Raw genomic sequence first — 18,950 nt, 5'->3', positions numbered from 1 at the left:
ACTTACATTATTTAACAGAAAATCATTTTAGCGTTTACGATTTCGTCCTACTTAAGGAAAATCTAAAATCTAAAATCCTAAAATCTAAAATCAAAATGGCATACGATAAATTTAATATCCTTACCAGCAGTGCTGTGCCGCTGCCAATTGAAAACGTAGACACCGATCAAATCATACCGGCCCGTTTCTTAAAAGCTACAAAACGAGAAGGTTTTGGAGACAACCTTTTTAGAGATTGGAGATACAATGGAGACGATACTCCGAAAGCTGATTTCGTTTTAAACAATGCTACCTACTCGGGGCAAATTTTGGTTGGAGGAAAAAACTTCGGTTCAGGATCTTCCAGAGAACATGCTGCCTGGGCGGTTTATGACTATGGATTCCGTGCTGTAGTTTCCAGTTTCTTCGCTGATATCTTCAAAGGAAACTGTCTTAATATTGGTGTTTTACCGGTACAAGTAAGCCCGGAATTTGCTGAAATTATTTTCAACGCCATCGAAGCCGATCCTAAAACAGCATTAGAAATCAATTTACCGGAACAAACGATTACTTTATTAGCAACAGGTCAAAAAGAATCTTTTGCCATTAACGGATACAAAAAGAACAACATGATCAATGGCTTTGACGACATTGATTACCTGCAAAACATTAGTGAAGATATTGTGGCTTTTGCCGATAAACTTCCATACTAAAAAAATCCAACTCACGCTATTGGGCCCGACTGGTTTTTTGAAATCAGTCGGGTCTTTATAAGTTAGACCAATCAAAACAACACAACTAAATTTTACTTTTAAAAAAGGAATTCCGAAACTGGCTATGAAAAAAAGAAAAATTGAAATAATGGATACGACACTCCGTGATGGCGAACAAACCTCAGGAGTTTCTTTTTCTGCTGCAGAAAAACTAACCATTGCACAATTGTTGTTGGAAGAACTAAATATTGACCGAATCGAAATTGCTTCTGCCCGTGTAAGCGAAGGCGAATTTCAAGGCGTAAAAGGCATCATGTCCTGGGCCGAAGAACGAGGTTATACCAAACGAATAGAAGTTTTGACTTTTGTTGACGGTGGTCTTTCGATTGAATGGATGAAAAAAACAGGAGCCAAAGTGCAGAATCTACTAACCAAAGGCTCTCTGAATCATCTGACCCATCAATTAAAAAAAACACCGGAACAGCATTTTTCTGAAATTGCCCAAACCATTACACTTGCTCAAGAAAACAACATAGACACTAACGTTTATCTGGAAGATTGGAGTAACGGTATGCGTAATTCTCCCGAATATGTATTTCAATACTTGGATTTTTTAACACAACAGCCTGTAAAAAGAATTTTACTCCCGGACACTCTTGGCGTATTAATTCCATCACAAGCTTTTGAATTTATTTCAAAAATCACAGCCCGATATCCCAATATCCATTTTGATTTTCACGCTCATAACGATTACGATTTAAGCGTAGCCAATGTAATGGAAGCTATAAAAGGAGGCATTCATGGTCTCCATGTTACCGTAAACGGAATGGGAGAACGAGCAGGAAACGCCCCTCTGGAAAGTACCGTTGCAGTAATAAACGATTATATGCCCGAAGTTAGCATTAGTATAAAAGAGACCTCTCTTTATACTGTAAGCAAATTGGTGGAGACTTTTACCGGTTACCGAATTCCTGCCAACAAACCAATTGTCGGCGATAATGTTTTTACACAAACCGCCGGTATTCATGCCGATGGTGACAACAAAAACAACTTATATTTTAATGATTTGCTTCCGGAGCGCTTTGGACGAAAAAGAAAATACGCACTCGGAAAAACTTCAGGAAAAGCCAATATTGAAAAAAATCTGCAGGAATTAGGTTTAAAATTAAACCAGGAAGATTTAAAATTGGTAACCCAAAGAATCATCGAATTAGGAGACAAAAAAGAAACCGTTACCAAGGAAGACCTTCCTTATATTATTTCTGATGTTTTAGACAGTCATACTTACGAAGAAAAAATAAAAATCGAGTCCTACATATTAGTACACTCAAAAGGAATGCGTCCATCAACCACTTTATGCCTGATATTTGACGGAGAAATAATTGAAGAAAACGCACAAGGAGACGGTCAGTTTGATGCCTTTATGAATGCTTTGTCTAAAATTTACAAGCAAAAGAAATTAACGCTGCCAAAATTAATCGACTATGCGGTCAGAATTCCCCCGGGAAGTAGCTCTGACGCTTTATGCGAAACCATCATCACCTGGGTAAACAACGGAAAAGAATTCAAAACCAGAGGTCTGGATTCTGATCAAACCGTTGCCGCTATTATTGCCACTCAGAAAATGCTGAATGTGGTTACCTAAGTTGCTAAGGTTCTAAGGCTCTAAGATTCTAAGTTTTAAAATCTTTGAATTTAGATGCTAAGTTCCTCAAAACCTTAAAACCTTAAAACTTAGAAACTCAGTCACTCAGAAACTTAGAAACTAAAAAACAAACAATAAAATAATGAAATTTAACATAGCCCTATTAGCAGGAGACGGAATTGGTCCTGAGGTAATTAATGAAGCCGTAAAAGTATCTGATGCTATTGCAAAAAAATTCAATCACGAAATAACCTGGACACCTGCACTTACAGGCGCTTGTGCCATTGATGCCGTTGGTGTTCCTTATCCTGATGAAACACACGAAATCTGTATGAAAGCAGATGCCGTTTTATTTGGAGCAATCGGACATCCGAAATACGATAACGATCCAAGCGCACCCGTTCGTCCGGAACAAGGTTTATTATTGATGCGTAAAAAACTAGGTTTGTTCGCCAATGTTCGTCCAACCTTTACTTTCCCTTCTCTAATTGACAATTCTCCTTTAAAAAGAGAAAGAATCGAAGGAACAGATTTAGTTTTCTTAAGAGAACTTACCGGAGGAATTTACTTTGGCGAAAAAGGAAGAAAAGATGGTGGAGAAACTGCTTTTGACAATTGCGTCTACACCAGAGTTGAAGTACAACGTCTGGCCAAAAAAGGTTTCGAACTAGCCATGACCCGCAGCAAAAAATTATGTTGCGTGGACAAAGCAAACGTATTAGAAACTTCTCGCTTATGGAGAGAAACCGTACAAGCAATGGAAAAAGACTATCCGGAAGTAACCGTTTCTTACGAGTTTGTTGATGCGGTTGCCATGCGTTTAGTACAATGGCCAAATTCTTATGATGTTTTAATCACCGAAAATTTATTTGGAGATATCTTAACAGACGAGGCTTCTGTAATTTCCGGATCGATGGGATTAATGCCTTCAGCTTCTGTTGGTACACACACTTCACTTTACGAACCCATCCACGGATCTTATCCACAAGCAACTGGTTTAAATATTGCGAACCCTCTGGCAACGATTTTATCTGCTGCTATGATGTTCGAAGATGCTTTTGGACTAAAAGAAGAAGCGGAAGCTATTAGAGCCGTTGTCAATAAATCGTTGGAACAAGGATTTGTTACAGAAGATTTAGCCCCAAAAGGTGCAAAAACATATAAAACCAGCGAAGTTGGAGATTGGTTGGTTGCGAATTTGTCTTAAAAATAACCGTAGAGATGCACAGTAGAGACGCACAGCAGTGCGTCTCTACGGAAGGCACAATACGGCACAAAAAAAAGGCGTCAATAAAAATTGACGCCTTTTGTATATTTAGAAAAAAATATTAATATCCTCCTCTGTTACCACCACGGTCATTTCCACCACCACGGTTGTTTCCGTAACCTCCGCGAGAATCACCTCCACGGTTGTTATTGAAGCTTCTTCTTTCACCTTCAGGTTTCGGTTCAGATTTATTAACAACAATTGCACGTCCTTGAACAGTAGCTCCGTTCAATTCATCAATTGCTTTTTGAGCTTCGCTATCGTTTGGCATCTCAACGAAACCAAATCCTTTGCTTCTTCCAGTGAATTTATCAGTAATGATTTTAACTGAATCAACTGCTCCGTAAGCCTCGAAAGACTCTCTTAAATCTGCTTCCTCAATACTGAATGGAAGGCTTCCAACAAAAATGTTCATATGTACTTATTTATAATAATGTAGCAAATGTAATCTTATTTTTCTCTAATCCACTATATATTAGTTTATTTATGCTTTTATTTTGATTTAAAAAAGTAAAAATCAACCAGAATCAAGCAATGAGAAATCAAATTACAAGCAATGTCTTATTGGACAGGTTCTAGTGGCACTTTGTAAAACACTCCCTCTGTAAAATGGACTTCTGATTTTTCGGTATTATTTTCTTCCGGATTCACCGCACTAAATTTAAAAGTTCCTGAAATCGTGTTGGTTTCCGTATTATATTCTGTAATCACAATCAGCCCGTCCCCAATATTGGTTCCAGTAGAGAATCCTTCTACTTCAGCCGGAAGCGTATTTAAATAGGATGCTTTTGAAATTGCATCAACACCAAGAACATAGGTTTTTTCACCTGAAGAAGCCGTTTGCAGACTCACTTTTTCAAAACCCAATGTTCCTTCAATGACTACTCTCCCATCTGTTCCAATGTGTGCGCTATAACTCTGGGCTCTCCAAAAATCATTATCTTTTAAAGCTTGAAATGCAGGGTTATTGAACTTTATCTCTTCTGTACAAGAGGTGAGTACAAGAAGTAATGAAAGAAAATAAAAATATTTTTTCATACAGAATAATTTAATGCAAAAGTATTTGATTTAAAAGAAATAGCTAAAAAGCAAGCTCAAAAACAACAAAATTTTAAGAATAATACACCTTAAAGACATTTAATATAGTTTTGAACGCACAATTCAGAAAAAAATTATATCTTTGCGCCCTTAATTAATAGGGGTCGAGTACCTCAAAATTTAATCAAACGATTATGTCAGTAAAAATTAGATTACAAAGACACGGTAAAAAAGGAAAACCTTTTTACTGGGTTGTAGCTGCAGATGCACGCTCAAAAAGAGATGGTAAATACTTAGAGAAAATCGGTACTTACAATCCAAACACAAACCCAGCAACTATCGACTTAAACCTTGATAGTGCAGTTAAATGGTTACACAATGGTGCACAACCAACTGATACTGCTAGAGCTATCCTTTCTTATAAAGGTGCTTTATTGAAACACCACCTTGATGGAGGTATTCGTAAAGGTGCTTTAACTCAAGAGCAAGCTGACGTAAAATTAGCTGCTTGGTTAGATGCTAAATCTGGAAAAGTTGACGCTAAAAAAGACGGTTTAACAAAAGCACAAGCTGATGTTAAAGCTAAAGCTTTCAAAGCAGAACAAGAAGTTAACGCTAAGCGTTTAGCTGCTGCAGCTCAGGCTGAAGCTGATGCTATTGCTGCTGCAACTCCTGCAGCTGAAGAAGTTACTGAAGTTGAAGTATCAACTGAAGAAGCTCCTGCTGCTGAAGAAAATAACGAAACAACTGAAGCATAAATATTAGTTAGCGAGAATGCGTAAAGAAGAATGTTTTTATTTAGGTAAGATCGCTAAAAAATTTAGTTTCAAGGGGGAAGTCTTGGCTTATTTAGACACAGATGAACCCGAGTTATACGAAAACTTGGAATCAGTGTTTGTTGAATGCAACAAACACTTGGTTCCTTTTTTTATTGAAAAAAGCTCTTTGCACAAAAACGATTTTCTTAGAATTCGTTTTGAAGACATGAATACCGAAGAAGATGCAGATGCCATCATGGGTAATGCAATTTATCTTCCTTTAAATATGTTACCAAAACTTAGCGGTAACAAATTTTATTTTCACGAAGTTATTGGTTTCGAAATTGAAGATCAACGTTTAGGCGTTTTCGGAAAAATAGTTGCCGTAAACGATACTACTGCACAACCTCTTTTTGAAGTTTTAAATGGCGAAGTCGAAATGCTGATTCCGATGATCGACCATTTCTTAGTCAAAGTAGATCGTGAAAACAAAAAAGTCATCATGAACCTGCCGGAAGGACTGGTTGAAATGTACCTTTAAATTAAATTCCAAAATTTTTAAAATTCCAAATTCCAAACCTTGCAACCTTGCGGTTGCTTTTTATTTTGACAGAAAAAACTTATTTTACTGACGTAAAATTGTTATATTTAGTTTGTAATAATTTGTTGTTATGAACAAACCTTATGATTTGGAGGAACGCACATATCTGTTCGCTCGGGAATGTCGACTTTATATTAAAACTTTACCCAAAACTGCATCTAATATTGAAGATGGGAAACAATTGATACGATCGTCTGGTTCGGTTGGCGCTAATTACATTGAAGCTAACGAAAAAATAAGCGATAAAGATTTAGCTTTCAGACTTAAAATAGCTAGAAAAGAAGCTAAAGAATCTAAATATTGGCTGCGCTTACTCCACGATCTAAACACCGACCAAAGTACATACTCCGAATTTCTTTTGCTTGAAGTAGAAGAATTGCGAAAAATTTTATCTGTAATAATTACCAAAACCACTCCCCAATAAATTAAGATTTTAACCTTACTTTTGCACCACAAAATTAAATCATAAAATTTCAATCCATCCAGACCATCCGTATCAATTGGAATTTGGAATTTGGAATTTTAAAAAATTTGGAATTTACAACCCTATGTTTACATTCAAACAATTCTCTATTCAACAGGACAAAACCGCTATGAAAGTCGGAACAGATGGTGTCTTATTAGGCGCTTGGGCTCCCATAAATCATAATCCATTTAGCGTTTTAGACGTTGGTGCGGGAACGGGAGTTATTGCTCTTATGCTTGCGCAACGTACAGCTGCAGAGCAAATAGACGCTTTGGAGATTGACGAAGATGCTTACGAACAAGCTGTAGAGAATTTTGAAAATTCTCCATGGGGAGATCGTTTGTTTTGCTTTCACGCAGGTTTGGATGAGTTTATAGAAGAACCTGAGGATGAATATGATTTAATTGTTTCCAATCCTCCTTTTTATTCTGAAGATTATAAAACTGAAAGTGAACAACGCGATTTAGCCCGTTTTCAGGACGCTATGCCTTTTGAAGAATTAATTGAGGCTGCCGATTTATTGCTTTCTGAAAATGGAATATTTGCAGTTATCCTTCCTTATAAAGAAGAAGATAGTTTTATTGCTCTGGCAAAAGAATCAGAGCTATACCCTACCAAAATAACTCGTGTAAAAGGAACTCCAACTTCAAGTATTAAACGCAGTTTAATTGCTTTTAGCCGAAACGAAAATACCGAAATTGAAATCGACGAACTAACAATCGAAATCGAAAGACATGTTTATACTCCCGAATATATTGCGCTAACACAGGATTTCTATCTGAAGATGTAGCGAGAAACTTTACAAATCATTGTTTTTAATCTCCGGAATAAAATTGTTATTATTCCAATATTCCGGATCTTCTGCTACTTTTACATCTAACTTTAGTCGATCTATAGGGCGTACTATTGGCAGTACTTTATCTGTATTGACATCTTCAGACATTAAATCGTAATTCGAATTTGCCTCTCCTATTTGTTTTTTCTCTACTGTTGAAAAATAACGGCTTTCTTTTTTTTCATTGCAATAATTTACAAAATATTTACCGTTTACGCATTTATAAGTCTGCGTCATTTTTACGGATGATTGGATCCATACATCATCACTATCATTTGACCGGTCTGCATTTAAAATTACATATTGCTCAAACTTCACCACAGCAAAAGAAACGGTATCGATATAAATAAACCCACTTACCGATTTAGGTGAAGGATTACCAAAACCTGTTGAATACACATCCGGCACTAAATTCTGAAAACTGATTACGTACACTTTCTTTCCGGCATACTCAATTGTTTTTTCTTTTTTCAACTCAAATGAAGCGGTTTCATAAAGTACATTTTGGCTACTCAACACTATATTACGAAAGACAACAACTCCAAAATACCCTATTCCTTCCCAATTTTCTTTTGAAGTTTCTTCCGTCTTACCTTTAAACTGAAGAATCTCCCCAAAATAATTCGCTGCAGCATCTTTTGAAACCCTAATTCCATTTGGGCTATAAGTCATAATAGAAGCTGCTTCATTAACAGAAAACACACCATCCTTTTTACATTGTGCTCTAAAAAAGAATTTCTGATTAAATGGCTCCTGATAATAATTATCCTTTATATGCTGTCTTGCTTTTTTTAAAATTGTTTCCGGAGAATCCGATTTTGCTTTATTTTTTGAAGACAAAACCACCATATCATTCAAAACGATTTCAGCTTCCGTTTCTTTATTTAATGCGATATGAAAGGATTCTTGCTTTAGTTTTTCAAGCTGAGAAATCAAAATAGTATCGGAATAATAACCCACAGCCGAAATAACCAACTGATCATTAAAACTACTTTTTGGAATGTTGAATTGAAAAATTCCTACCTCATTCGCAACACTACTTTTATTACAATTAAGCAGATACAAATCGGCATTTGGAATTACCTCTTTTGTTTTCGAGTCTTTAATGTCTCCTGAAATGCTAAAAGTAAGCGCTACATTTGAATTTTTAGCCGATTTCCCCTGAGCTCCTACCCATTGAAACCACGCAACAAAAACAATAAAACAGATTTTTTTCATTCTTTACTTTATACGAAGAAACTTTTTGATTACTTCAAAATTAAACCTGTTCAAAAATACTTTTAAACTGATATAAAATTCTTTCCAGCAATCGCAAATCTTCCGTCACGATTTCGGCACTTCCTTTCATCTCTTGCTGAAACAAGATTTTCTTTTTATAAGACGTTACCAATCCGTTTGGCAAGGCAACATCCAGTAATAAATTTCCATCTTTATCGGGAACCAACGAAATGTTCTGAATTGTACCATATAAAACTCCAAATTCTCTGTCGGGAAAATTGGATAGTCTTATATTCACTCTTTGTCCCACTTTTATTTTCCCGGAATTTAAAGCGGGCGCTTTAACTTTTCCGACAAAACCATTTCTTGCATCCGGAATTATCGAAAAAACGTTATCTCCGGCATTAATCGTTTGATTTTCTGTCCAAACCTGTAAAAAAGTAACAACACCACTAACAGAGGATTTCAATGTATAATTAAGCTCCCAGTCTTTTATCACTTTTTTGAGCTGATAAAAAGATTGCGCCATATTGCGTCCCAGGTTAACTTCTTCTTTAGTGCTGTTTATATGCGAACTTTGACTTGATTTTGTATTATCAATAAGTGAGGACCTCAATTGCGAAATCGACGATAATAAGCTCCTGTAATTCTTTTGTGCCTGAAGATAATTCAGCTTTTTAGCCTCCATTTCCTGAGTCGAAACTATTCCTTTATTAAACAAAGTTTCAAAACGAGCCACTTCGTTCTTCTGGAGTTGCAATTCGCTTTCATTGATTGCTTTTTGCTGCTGCAAAATATCCAATCGTTCTTTTATTTGAATGTTCTCTGATGTTTGCGCTCTGCTTTCTACTTCAAAAGGTTGCAAATCTTTGTTTAATTCCTGCGCCTGATAGTCTTTTTGAAAAACAGCATAAGCACTTTCAATTTCTCCTAATTGGGTATTTTTCAACAATGCAAAAGGAAAATCTTTTTTGGATTCATTGATATTGTAATGATCAACAATATCCTTCAATAAAAAAACATCTTCATAATTGGCGGTATTTTCAATAACTGCCAAAGTGGTGTTTTTTTGTATGACGGCTTTATCTTTAACCAATATCGCTTCTATTCGTCCGGAAGTTTTAGAGACTATCTTTTCGGGTGGAATATTCGTTGTGATCACAATTTCGGTATTGACAACATCCGGATATTTGATAAACCAGGACACAAAAAACAGCATCACAATTATGGTAAATATCAGTACTGTTCCCCAACGTATCATCCAATGAGGCACTTTGGTGAGTATGTCCTGAACTTCTTCACTTCTTAATTCGAATGTACTATTATCTTCTGCCATGATTAGTTTCCTAATTGTAATTGATTTCTAACCAATTCAAAATAATTCCCTTTTTGTTCTACTAAAGCCGAATGACTTCCTATTTCAATAATGCGTCCTTTGTCTAAAACCACGATCTGATCTGCATTCATTACCGTACTCAGACGATGCGCAATTACCACTACAGTTTTATCTTTGAAGAAAATATCCAATTTTCGCATAATTTCCTTTTCATTATTAGCATCTAAAGCCGAAGTGGCTTCATCAAAAAACAAGATTTCCGGGTTTTTGTATACTGCTCTGGCAATAAGCAATCGTTGTTTCTGACCTGTACTCATACCTAAACCTTCAGAGCCAATTTTAGTATTAAAACCCAGCGGCAAGCCACTAACATACTCTTTTATATTGGCAACATCGGCGGCATAAACCAATCGTTCTTTATTTACCTTGTCAACACCAATGGCGATATTGTTGGCGATGGTATCACTAAAAATAAAACCTTCCTGCATAACCGCACCAATATTGGCCCTCCATGCTTTTTGCGAGACATTTTTTAACTGTGCAGAACCAATATGAATCTCCCCTTTTTCCGGCTCATAAAATTTAAGCAGTAATTTCATCAGAGTCGTTTTCCCACTTCCGCTAACGCCCACTATTGCTGTAACCTTATTTGCGGGAATTATCAGACTTAAATCATCTAAAACAGGGATATCAGAGCCTAAGTAACGATAGGATAGGTTTTTTATCTCTATATCAGCGTCAAAAGGAACTTCACTGGTTTGGTGTACTTCTTGTTGTGTTTCGTCTTCTTTCTCATGAATTTCAGATAGTCTTGCCAAAGAAATCTTGGCATCCTGAAGCTCTCGAACAAACTCTATAAGTTGTGTAATCGGGCCATTTAAACTCCCTACAATAGAGCTTATCGCCAACATCATACCGAGTGTAATGGAACCATCAATAACTAATTTGGCCGACAAAAAGATGATAAAAATATTTTTTAATTCATTGATCACTGAGGAACCGATCGTTTGTGTTTGCTCCAAGACCAGTCCTTTTATTGAAACTCTAAACAATCTTGCCTGTACATATTCCCAGCCCCAACGCTTCTGTTTTTCGGCATTGTGAAGCTTAATCTCCTGCATACCGTTGATCAGCTCCATCACTTTACTTTGCTCTTGGGAAACCTCTGCAAAACGCTTATAATCTAAAACTTCTCTTCGTTTTAAAAACAGCGTGATCCACACAAAGTAAAGAACGCTTCCCGCGAAGAACACAAAAAATATTTTGAGATTAAAATAAGCCAAAACACCTCCCATCACAAACATATTGATTATGGAGAATAAAACGTTTAAGGAGGATGTAGTCAGGATACGCTCAATTCTTCTATGATCGTTTATACGCTGCATGATATCTCCCGTCATTCGCACATCAAAAAACGAAATAGGCAGATTCATTAATTTAATAAAGAAATCAGAGATGAGCGAAATGTTTATCCGCGTTGAAAGATGAAGTAATATCCAACTCCGAATGAGTTCTAAACCTGTTCTTCCGGCAAAAAGAAACAATTGCGCAAACAGTATCAGATATATAAAATTAATATTCTGGTTTTGAATCCCGATATCAACGATACTCTGGGTTAAAAAAGGAAAAATCAATTGCAACAAACTACTGGCTAATAACCCTATACTTAATTGAACTAGAAAGGTTTTGTATCTTAAAACGTACTGGGACAACAATCCAAATCCGATACCTTTATGATCTTCCTTATCAAAATCGGTCTGAAAGAATTTTGGAGTAGCTTCGATCAACAAGGCAATTCCTTCCTGGGTTGATTCATCGGCATTATTGCCGATCCAAAATTTAATAAAATCTTCTTTAGTGTATTCGATTAAACCAAAAGCCGGATCTGAAATATAGTAAGTGCCTCTTTTAATTTTATAAAGCACAACATAATGATTCTGATTCCAGTGCAAAACACAAGGTAATGGAGCTTCTTCTAAGCGCTCCGGACTTAACTTAACTCCTAAAGTCCTGAAACCAATTTTCTCTGCTGCATCGCTCAAAAAAAGCAAATTACTTCCTTCACGAGTTGTTTCACTATGCTCCCTCAACTCCTGAATATGGATAGTCTTGCCGTAGTGCTTTGCGATAATCTTTAAACATGTGGGGCCACAATCCTTAAAATCAGCTTGTTTATAATTGGTGAATTTTTTCAATTTACTTTTGATTTATACAAATCTACATTATTTAAAAAAAACAGAGAGGAAAAAATTTCCTCTCTGTTAAAATTATTCAAAACTGTTATATTTATATTACAATAAATGATTATTCTACAATTGTCATTTCGTAACATATTTGTCCCATATTTCTATTAAAGTAAAGCTCCGCACTTGAATCGTTTGTTACTTTCTTTTTTCAATATTTGAACTTCTTTCAGACCTTTTGGGTCCTATATTTTTTCCATCTTTAAAATAATGTTGTCCATAGCAAAAAGTGCTTACACTTCAATTTAGAATCAACATCAATTTCTCTAGGAGATGGCACCGGTTAGCTCTAACCAAATAAAACCAACTCAGTGACCAATTTTCCTGAGAATCCCAACACCAATCATCAATGTGGGGATGTTTGCCCAATGTTCCACGATCGGGCGCCTACAAATTCAAAAAAAACATGACTAAATTTTAAATAAGGCTTTATATTCGATATTTTTAAAAACTTAGAAAACTTGCAACATAAACGTAACAATCAAGAGTATCTCACTGCTTGTTTTTAGTCTGCTATTCTAATTCTCCAAGTAACTTTATAACTTTAAAATTTTCTTTATCACTAAAGAGGCAATCGTATTCTATAATTCCGGTTTTGGATTAAGTGGAAACTTGCAGTTTCCTGTACTTCCTTCCGATATTCCAGGAATTGAACCGTTTGGACAATATGAAAAACAATAGGCATTTACCTGTTGTCCTCCAACATAACAAAAACATTTGCAATTTGCCGGTTGAACCGGTTGTCCACCCATAATATTTTTCAACTCATTAACTTGCAGTTTTTCTGCACCTTCAAGATTTAAAATTGCTTTTAACATAATTAAGTTTTATTGGGTTACTACTTTGTGGTTATTTATTAAAAGATTTTTCTTTTAACAACTAGATACGTTTGCAAAGAGACGAATCATAGTCACAATAAGATCCTTTTGGACACTTACCGTTCTGATCACAAGCTAATCCTCCTTTAATACCTTTTTTCTCGTTTTTAGTAAGCTCTTGAGCTCCTTCTAATTGTAGAATGTTTTTTAACATGATTATTTGGTTTTTTTGTTATTGTTTCAATTCATTTAGAAATTTGTATCTCTCTTTCTTCAAATGATTTTTGTCTTAGGCTATTTTTTCTAAAACTTCAATCTCTTTCTCTTCCACAAAATCATTTAAAAAGTATTTTAGTTCATTTAATTCATACTCATTTGGAAATATTTTCTCATTGACAATCTTAACTGGTGTATAATTAAAATTATTTTTAGAACACCAATCGTACTGTTTTTGTATCTCCTGATTTATTATTAATCCTACGGGCTCAGCATTCCATTTTTTCAACCACTTTTTGAGACCCATTTTTTTAATATGCCAATCTGAAATGGCTTCAACCGTTTTCCCGGGTGTTGATCTGTTTATAGTCAGCAATCTTTCTACAACAATCTTATACGGGTTATCTACATTATCAGGGTTAACATTAAATAATACATTTAAAAATATTTTCTCCGGAAATCTTAAAACCAGATCAAATGCATCCTGAAATGATTTATGGCAATGTCCACAACTTGGACTAATTATAATCGCTAATTTTATTGCTGCATTTCTATTTCCAAAATTCAATCCTCTTAAATCCTCAAAATCTGAAGTGTAAGGTACTTTTTGCGATAAGAAATTTAATAATGAAAAGTTTCTCTTAAATTTCTTCAACTCTTTTAAATCCGAATTAACATTCAACATGTTTTTAATGATCGGTTTTAAAGCCAACCAAAAGGCTCCTAAGAACCCCAATGAGAACACAAAAGGAAAAACACTATCAATACTAAAACTTAGAGTAAAAAAATCTGACGCAAACCAAATAATACTTTGCACTAAAATCAGAAATGAAACTGACAGACACATTACACACCACTTTTGAATCTCAAATTTCTGTATCCAAACTGATGTTACCACCACCGGAATAGCCAATAAGCTTAAAAATCCGATAAAAATTGACGAATCTGAAGGCTCTATCAAAATCGCTAAAAAGCTTGCACCAAAAAACATCAAAGGCAAATCTGAGAAACTAACCCATTTTCTACCTGAACCGTCAAAATTAAGAACAGAGTTACAAGACGTATTTGGAGTCAGGTTACAAAACTTTGAAATGATACTGCTTTTCAAACCTAATTTTTCCTGTACTATAAAAACACTAACTATTAATCCTAAAAGCGATGTAATTAAAAATAAGCTACTGAATAAATTATAGGCGTTGTAAAAAAATGATAATCCAACTAAAAGAAATAAGGGAACATAATACTTTAAAGTTTTATACTCATCTCTGAAACTATCTCTTCCAACAACATTATTTGGCTCAATTGCTACAATAACTCCATTCCAATCTAAAAGAAAGCTATCGTACGATATTTTTTGACTTCCTTTTTTAATTGTGTTGATGCGAACAAAGTCTTTTGCTCTTTCAACCAAAATAAGCTCCTCTTTAAAATAAGCTAAAAAATTAGAAGGCAAATTTTCAATCTGCTCTTTCGAAACTCTTACGGCAGCATTCTCTACTGACAACAAATCCAACGAATCTGTTATCGCAAACAAGCTTGGATAATTTGGATGAGAAAGAAACAAATCTTTGAACTCATTTTTCACTTCCGAGTACTTGTTAATTAGAAGAAATTTCTGAACCAGTTTTAACATCTTTTTGTGTCGTTTAAATCATAACTACGATGCAAATATTGTGGTTTTTATTTTAAAAAAACGCCTTTATGTATACTTTTTATTAATAATAGCACATACAATTTATAAATTATACCAGTACGAATGCACTATTCAATACACTGACAAACAAGTAGTTACGCAAAAACAAGTCTCTTAAAAACCTCAAAAAGGCTATTCTCGATTAAGGGTTTTGCTTTTTGCCTAGTTTTGAAAAAGTTAAACGCTAACACAATAAAACATGACAAAAAAAAAGGCAACAATCAAAGATTTTCAAGTAGAAAAATTACCTGAAAATCATCAAAAAAAAGTACTTGGAGGAGCATCTCTGGAGGAAGACAAAGACCCAATTCGGGGTGGTGGAGGTAACGCCGGAAACGGCTAAAAATTCTTAAAAATAAAATTATACAAATTCTAAATACTCAAGTTATGAAAACTAAAATAGTAAAATTAGAAGATTTTGAAACAGCAAAATTATCCAAAAAACAACAAAAAATGATTCATGGCGGAGATGCGCCGATAGATGGAAAAGATCCTATAAAAGGTGGTGGTAATACAGGAGGAAATGGATAAAAAACTACAAAAAAAATTGACACTAAAAATATAAATCATTAATTTACAACATCATGAAAACTAAAAAGATAAAATTCGAAGATTTTAAAGCAGATAAATTATCTAAAAAACAACAAAAAGCGGTCCGTGGCGGGGATGGTCCAATAGATGTAAAAGATCCTATAAAAGGCGGTGGAAATACAGGTGGAAACGGATAACTAACTATAAAAAATTAACTCAAACAAACCAATAATTTAGAAAACCATGAAAATTAGAACATTTAACCTTGAAGACTTTGGAACAGAAAAACTACCTAAAAATCAACTAAAAACAGTTCGAGGCGGAGACGAGTGGGTCGATGGAAAAGATCCTATAAGAGGTACTGGTCACACCGGTAGCACAGGCGGAAACGGATAACTCCCTAAAAATGTATTACTTAATACAAATTCTTCATTAAATATTATTCGCAAACTGAGCTGGAGACACTCCAGTTCTTTTGCGAAATGATTTCGCAAAGGATACTGCATTCTTAAATCCGACGCTTTCAGCAATGGCCTGAGTAGAATATTTCCGATACATGTGATTTGTAATCATTTGATTGATTACATAATTGATTTTTAACTCGTTAGAATATTCCCCAAAAGATTTACCAAATCGCTTGTTTACGATATAGGACAGATAAGTGGTATTTGTTTTTATCTTTTTTGCAACATAAGACAACGTAAAATCGGCATTCAGATACTCTAATTTATTTTCTAAAGCCAGCAGTTTTTCGACAATTTTATTCTCTTTATCCTCGTCGATACTCAGATTGACGTTTTCTTTCTTAATAAGCGGATCCTCTTCCTGGTCGATTAGTATGGTCTCGGTTTCGGAATTCTCTTTTTTCTCCAGATTGGCTTTAAATTCTTCAATCAGGGCATTCATTTTCTTATGGGCCTTATTTTTATCTCTTATGTTTTTTATCAGTAAGAAAACAATTCCAACGACAAGTAAAACATAGAACACCTTTAATGCTTTATTAAAGAAAACTTCAAATTCGTATTTTTTCTGAATGGTAACCATCTCCTCACTCAAATCTCCGACTCCCAGTTTATAATTAACTTCCAGGGCTTCATTATTTAGTTTGGCTTCCGTTTTTTCATAATTATCCAAATAGTTTTTTGAATATTTAAAAGCCAATTCGGGTTCCTTAAATATATTATAGATTTTTGCCTGATAATAATTTGACTTTAAAAAACTTTCATCTTTTGAATTGTCTATTAAGGAGACTGAATCTACTTTTTTAAAGAAAACTAAGGCTTTGTCGTACTTTTTTACTTCATAATATAAATTACCCAAATTATAGTTGGCTACTTTAAATTCTGATTTGTAATTGTTCTGTTTCGCAAAAAATATAATATCATAATAAGCTTTTTCTGCATTCTTAAAATCATTCTTCATGTAATAAACATTCCCCAGACTGATCTTAGCTCCAATATTATTAATTGGAAAGTCATGAGAAAAAGATACTGTTTTTTTGTAAAAGTATGCGGCAGAATCCAGCAGAAACAACTTTGTACGATTTTTCATGTACCAGCCTTCATAAGATCCTGCTAAATGAAGATTGTTATTACTCTTTATAATATTGTATTGTTCTTTGGAATAATAACTTTCATTTTTGTCTATAAAGTCATTAAGATACCTTAAGTTTTTTATGGCCAACTGATAGTTACCAACTTCTTCATTTATAATAGCAATATTACTTTTAAACTTTATTATCTGAATAATATCACCTAATTGTATCGAAAGTTTTATTCCCGTCTGATAGTTTTCGAGAGCCTCGCCAAAATTACCTCTTTTCCATTCGATTAGTCCACCATAATTATAGAGATACGATTTAAGTTGCGTTTTATCTCTTGAATCCGGCATTTTATTCAAATAATTAAATGCTAGTACATACTTTTCTTTTGATTTTACCGTCTCAGATTTTAATTGAAACAAATACGCCAATGCACCATTTGCAAAAGCCAAATGTTTGTCATTATTAGATTTGAGCATCTCATAGGCGTACGTAATAGCCAGGTCTCTGTCTGTATTCCCGCTTATTCGTATTTTATCCTGTAAAAGTAAATATTCCTGCTCCGTTAATTCTTTCTTTTGCAGGGCAAAAGTAATATTCAGAACAAAAAGAAGTAAAAAAGAGATGATCAGCCTCATTTAAATTGAATTTGAAACTCAAAATTAGTTTATAAATAACCAATAAACTAGTATTAGTTTCTCTTATTCTTATTTTTTTTTATTCAACGATATAAAAATATAACAAATTAACTGTATTTTGTTATATTTTTATTACGTAAATTTGTTTTGTAAAACTAACAAAAAATGAAACCAGACTTATTTCAGGCCCCGGATTATTACAATCTTGACGATTTATTGACAGACGAACACAAATTGGTTCGCGACTCAGCACGAGCATGGGTAAAAAGAGAAGTTTCTCCTATTATAGAAGAATACGCTCAAAAAGCAGAATTTCCAAAACAGATTATCAAAGGTCTTGGAGAAATTGGTGGTTTTGGTCCTTACATTCCGGTAGAATATGGCGGAGCAGGATTAGACCAGATTTCTTATGGTTTGATCATGCAAGAAATCGAACGCGGTGACTCCGGTGTACGATCGACTTCTTCTGTTCAGTCCTCTTTGGTAATGTACCCAATCTGGAAATATGGTAATGAAGAGCAAAGAGTGAAATACCTTCCAAAATTAGCAACCGGTGAATTCATAGGTTGTTTTGGTCTAACAGAACCTGATCATGGTTCGGATCCGGGAAGTATGATTACCAATTTTAAGGATATGGGAGATCATTATCTTTTAAATGGTGCCAAAATGTGGATTTCAAACGCCCCTTTTGCAGATATTGCTGTAGTTTGGGCTAAAAATGAAGAGGGAAGAATTCACGGTTTAATTGTAGAGCGTGGAATGGAAGGTTTTTCTACTCCTGAAACCCATAATAAATGGTCCCTTCGTGCGTCATCAACCGGAGAATTAATCTTTGATAATGTAAAAGTCCCAAAAGAAAACCTTCTACCAAATAAATCAGGTTTAGGTGCACCTCTAGGATGCTTAGATTCAGCCAGATACGGAATTGCCTGGGGAGCTATCGGAGCTGCGATGGATTGTTATGATACGGCTTTACGTTATGCCAAAGAAAGAATTCAATTTGGAAAACCAATTGCAGGAACTCAATTACAGCAAAAGAAATTAGCTGAAATGATTACCGAAATCACAAAAGCGCAATTGTTAACTTGGCGTTTAGGTGTTTTGAGAAATGAAGGAAAGGCAACAACCTCTCAAATCTCGATGGCAAAAAGAAACAATGTAGACATGGCCATTCATATTGCACGTGAAGCCAGACAAATGTTAGGCGGAATGGGAATCACCGGCGAATATTCGATTATGCGCCATATGATGAACCTGGAAAGTGTCATTACTTACGAAGGAACGCATGATATTCATTTACTGATTACAGGAATGGATGTAACTGGAATTCCAGCGTTTAAATCGTAAATAACTATTAAAATATACACAAAATCAATATTAAAAGCTTCTTCTTACCAAGAAGCTTTTTATCTTTG

At 34.7% G+C, this 18,950-nt stretch carries 20 protein-coding genes; 12 read left to right on the top strand and 8 right to left on the bottom strand.

Features of this window, described 5'->3' with window-relative positions; translation table 11 throughout:
- The first annotated feature begins 95 nt into the window (after window positions 1–95).
- The 3 genes from leuD (at window position 96) to leuB (ending at window position 3,544) form a co-directional block, all read left to right on the top strand.
- Window positions 96–692 carry a 3-isopropylmalate dehydratase small subunit gene (gene leuD, locus AB674_RS14195; protein ID WP_047777649.1) on the top strand — a complete coding sequence of 199 codons (597 nt, stop codon included), beginning with the start codon at window positions 96–98 and terminating at the stop codon, window positions 690–692.
- 124 nt (window positions 693–816) lie between these two features.
- On the top strand, window positions 817–2,337 hold the full coding sequence (locus AB674_RS14190) for an alpha-isopropylmalate synthase regulatory domain-containing protein (RefSeq protein WP_047777647.1): 1,521 nt from the start codon (window positions 817–819) through the stop codon (window positions 2,335–2,337).
- 142 nt (window positions 2,338–2,479) lie between these two features.
- On the top strand, window positions 2,480–3,544 hold the full coding sequence (gene leuB / locus AB674_RS14185; RefSeq protein ID WP_047777645.1) for a 3-isopropylmalate dehydrogenase: 1,065 nt from the start codon (window positions 2,480–2,482) through the stop codon (window positions 3,542–3,544).
- 121 nt (window positions 3,545–3,665) lie between these two features.
- On the opposite strand, the gene AB674_RS14180 is transcribed toward leuB, so the two are convergent.
- Complete coding sequence (locus AB674_RS14180; protein ID WP_047777643.1) at window positions 3,666–4,019, bottom strand: RNA recognition motif domain-containing protein; 354 nt, start codon at window positions 4,017–4,019, stop codon at window positions 3,666–3,668.
- Between the two features lie 146 nt (window positions 4,020–4,165).
- On the bottom strand, window positions 4,166–4,642 hold the full coding sequence (locus AB674_RS14175) for a DUF6252 family protein (protein ID WP_047777642.1): 477 nt from the start codon (window positions 4,640–4,642) through the stop codon (window positions 4,166–4,168).
- Between the two features lie 194 nt (window positions 4,643–4,836).
- Here AB674_RS14175 and AB674_RS14170 point away from each other — a divergent pair, with 194 nt between their 5' ends.
- The 4 genes from AB674_RS14170 to AB674_RS14155 all read left to right on the top strand — a co-directional run bounded on the left by AB674_RS14170 (window position 4,837) and on the right by AB674_RS14155 (window position 7,257).
- Complete coding sequence (locus AB674_RS14170) at window positions 4,837–5,400, top strand: 30S ribosomal protein S16 (protein ID WP_047777640.1); 564 nt, start codon at window positions 4,837–4,839, stop codon at window positions 5,398–5,400.
- A 16-nt stretch (window positions 5,401–5,416) separates the two neighbouring features.
- Window positions 5,417–5,941 (top strand): ribosome maturation factor RimM, encoded by a 525-nt coding sequence (rimM, locus tag AB674_RS14165; protein WP_047777639.1) that lies wholly within the window; start codon window positions 5,417–5,419, stop codon window positions 5,939–5,941.
- Between the two features lie 130 nt (window positions 5,942–6,071).
- Window positions 6,072–6,425 carry a four helix bundle protein gene (locus AB674_RS14160; protein ID WP_047777637.1) on the top strand — a complete coding sequence of 118 codons (354 nt, stop codon included), beginning with the start codon at window positions 6,072–6,074 and terminating at the stop codon, window positions 6,423–6,425.
- Between the two features lie 124 nt (window positions 6,426–6,549).
- A complete protein-coding gene (locus tag AB674_RS14155; RefSeq protein WP_047777819.1) occupies window positions 6,550–7,257 on the top strand; it encodes a tRNA1(Val) (adenine(37)-N6)-methyltransferase in 708 nt (235 codons plus the stop codon).
- Window positions 7,258–7,266: 9 nt separating this feature from the next.
- On the opposite strand, the gene AB674_RS14150 is transcribed toward AB674_RS14155, so the two are convergent.
- The 5 genes from AB674_RS14150 to AB674_RS14130 form a co-directional block, all read right to left on the bottom strand.
- Window positions 7,267–8,520, bottom strand: a complete 1,254-nt coding sequence (locus AB674_RS14150; protein ID WP_047777636.1) for a carboxypeptidase-like regulatory domain-containing protein — start codon at window positions 8,518–8,520, stop codon at window positions 7,267–7,269.
- A gap of 40 nt (window positions 8,521–8,560) precedes the next feature.
- Window positions 8,561–9,856: an HlyD family secretion protein gene (locus tag AB674_RS14145; protein WP_047777634.1), complete on the bottom strand. Its 1,296-nt coding sequence runs from the start codon at window positions 9,854–9,856 to the stop codon at window positions 8,561–8,563.
- 2 nt (window positions 9,857–9,858) lie between these two features.
- Window positions 9,859–12,051 carry a peptidase domain-containing ABC transporter gene (locus AB674_RS14140; RefSeq protein ID WP_047777631.1) on the bottom strand — a complete coding sequence of 731 codons (2,193 nt, stop codon included), beginning with the start codon at window positions 12,049–12,051 and terminating at the stop codon, window positions 9,859–9,861.
- 629 nt (window positions 12,052–12,680) lie between these two features.
- Window positions 12,681–12,917: a hypothetical protein gene (locus AB674_RS14135; RefSeq protein WP_047777629.1), complete on the bottom strand. Its 237-nt coding sequence runs from the start codon at window positions 12,915–12,917 to the stop codon at window positions 12,681–12,683.
- Window positions 12,918–13,206: 289 nt separating this feature from the next.
- Window positions 13,207–14,766, bottom strand: coding sequence for a vitamin K epoxide reductase family protein (locus AB674_RS14130; protein WP_047777627.1), 1,560 nt, complete (start codon window positions 14,764–14,766; stop codon window positions 13,207–13,209).
- A gap of 259 nt (window positions 14,767–15,025) precedes the next feature.
- Between AB674_RS14130 and AB674_RS22845 the strand changes: the two genes are divergently transcribed.
- Genes AB674_RS22845 through AB674_RS22595 form a run of 4 tightly spaced genes read left to right on the top strand, consistent with a single transcriptional unit; the run spans window position 15,026 to window position 15,753 of the window.
- Window positions 15,026–15,169 (top strand): hypothetical protein, encoded by a 144-nt coding sequence (locus AB674_RS22845; RefSeq protein WP_165579380.1) that lies wholly within the window; start codon window positions 15,026–15,028, stop codon window positions 15,167–15,169.
- A 44-nt stretch (window positions 15,170–15,213) separates the two neighbouring features.
- Complete coding sequence (locus AB674_RS22605; protein ID WP_117610342.1) at window positions 15,214–15,357, top strand: rSAM-modified peptide; 144 nt, start codon at window positions 15,214–15,216, stop codon at window positions 15,355–15,357.
- A 53-nt stretch (window positions 15,358–15,410) separates the two neighbouring features.
- Complete coding sequence (locus AB674_RS22600) at window positions 15,411–15,554, top strand: rSAM-modified peptide (RefSeq protein WP_117610340.1); 144 nt, start codon at window positions 15,411–15,413, stop codon at window positions 15,552–15,554.
- A gap of 46 nt (window positions 15,555–15,600) precedes the next feature.
- Complete coding sequence (locus AB674_RS22595) at window positions 15,601–15,753, top strand: rSAM-modified peptide (protein WP_117610338.1); 153 nt, start codon at window positions 15,601–15,603, stop codon at window positions 15,751–15,753.
- Between the two features lie 36 nt (window positions 15,754–15,789).
- Here AB674_RS22595 and AB674_RS14125 read toward each other — a convergent pair whose 3' ends face one another.
- Entirely contained in the window at window positions 15,790–17,535 is a 1,746-nt protein-coding gene (locus AB674_RS14125; protein WP_047777625.1) for a helix-turn-helix domain-containing protein, read from the bottom strand.
- Window positions 17,536–17,700: 165 nt separating this feature from the next.
- Here AB674_RS14125 and AB674_RS14120 point away from each other — a divergent pair, with 165 nt between their 5' ends.
- Window positions 17,701–18,882: an acyl-CoA dehydrogenase family protein gene (locus AB674_RS14120; RefSeq protein ID WP_047777624.1), complete on the top strand. Its 1,182-nt coding sequence runs from the start codon at window positions 17,701–17,703 to the stop codon at window positions 18,880–18,882.
- The last annotated feature ends 68 nt before the right edge of the window (window positions 18,883–18,950 follow it).

Origin of the sequence: Flavobacterium sp. ABG, from assembly GCF_001027725.1 — a bacterium.
Classification (GTDB): domain Bacteria; phylum Bacteroidota; class Bacteroidia; order Flavobacteriales; family Flavobacteriaceae; genus Flavobacterium; species Flavobacterium cupriresistens.
This window is presented reverse-complemented; position numbering and strand designations above follow the sequence as displayed.

What these genes read in the sequence shown, in the direction of transcription:
- leuD (WP_047777649.1), top strand. Translation starts at nt 96, where the DNA reads ATGGCATACGATAAATTTAATATCCTTACCAGCAGTGCTGTGCCGCTG.
- AB674_RS14190 (WP_047777647.1), top strand. Translation starts at nt 817, where the DNA reads ATGAAAAAAAGAAAAATTGAAATAATGGATACGACACTCCGTGATGGC.
- leuB (WP_047777645.1), top strand. Translation starts at nt 2,480, where the DNA reads ATGAAATTTAACATAGCCCTATTAGCAGGAGACGGAATTGGTCCTGAG.
- AB674_RS14180 (WP_047777643.1), bottom strand. Translation starts at nt 4,019, where the DNA reads ATGAACATTTTTGTTGGAAGCCTTCCATTCAGTATTGAGGAAGCAGAT.
- AB674_RS14175 (WP_047777642.1), bottom strand. Translation starts at nt 4,642, where the DNA reads ATGAAAAAATATTTTTATTTTCTTTCATTACTTCTTGTACTCACCTCT.
- AB674_RS14170 (WP_047777640.1), top strand. Translation starts at nt 4,837, where the DNA reads ATGTCAGTAAAAATTAGATTACAAAGACACGGTAAAAAAGGAAAACCT.
- rimM (WP_047777639.1), top strand. Translation starts at nt 5,417, where the DNA reads ATGCGTAAAGAAGAATGTTTTTATTTAGGTAAGATCGCTAAAAAATTT.
- AB674_RS14160 (WP_047777637.1), top strand. Translation starts at nt 6,072, where the DNA reads ATGAACAAACCTTATGATTTGGAGGAACGCACATATCTGTTCGCTCGG.
- AB674_RS14155 (WP_047777819.1), top strand. Translation starts at nt 6,550, where the DNA reads ATGTTTACATTCAAACAATTCTCTATTCAACAGGACAAAACCGCTATG.
- AB674_RS14150 (WP_047777636.1), bottom strand. Translation starts at nt 8,520, where the DNA reads ATGAAAAAAATCTGTTTTATTGTTTTTGTTGCGTGGTTTCAATGGGTA.
- AB674_RS14145 (WP_047777634.1), bottom strand. Translation starts at nt 9,856, where the DNA reads ATGGCAGAAGATAATAGTACATTCGAATTAAGAAGTGAAGAAGTTCAG.
- AB674_RS14135 (WP_047777629.1), bottom strand. Translation starts at nt 12,917, where the DNA reads ATGTTAAAAGCAATTTTAAATCTTGAAGGTGCAGAAAAACTGCAAGTT.
- AB674_RS14130 (WP_047777627.1), bottom strand. Translation starts at nt 14,766, where the DNA reads ATGTTAAAACTGGTTCAGAAATTTCTTCTAATTAACAAGTACTCGGAA.
- AB674_RS22845 (WP_165579380.1), top strand. Translation starts at nt 15,026, where the DNA reads ATGACAAAAAAAAAGGCAACAATCAAAGATTTTCAAGTAGAAAAATTA.
- AB674_RS22605 (WP_117610342.1), top strand. Translation starts at nt 15,214, where the DNA reads ATGAAAACTAAAATAGTAAAATTAGAAGATTTTGAAACAGCAAAATTA.
- AB674_RS22600 (WP_117610340.1), top strand. Translation starts at nt 15,411, where the DNA reads ATGAAAACTAAAAAGATAAAATTCGAAGATTTTAAAGCAGATAAATTA.
- AB674_RS22595 (WP_117610338.1), top strand. Translation starts at nt 15,601, where the DNA reads ATGAAAATTAGAACATTTAACCTTGAAGACTTTGGAACAGAAAAACTA.
- AB674_RS14125 (WP_047777625.1), bottom strand. Translation starts at nt 17,535, where the DNA reads ATGAGGCTGATCATCTCTTTTTTACTTCTTTTTGTTCTGAATATTACT.
- AB674_RS14120 (WP_047777624.1), top strand. Translation starts at nt 17,701, where the DNA reads ATGAAACCAGACTTATTTCAGGCCCCGGATTATTACAATCTTGACGAT.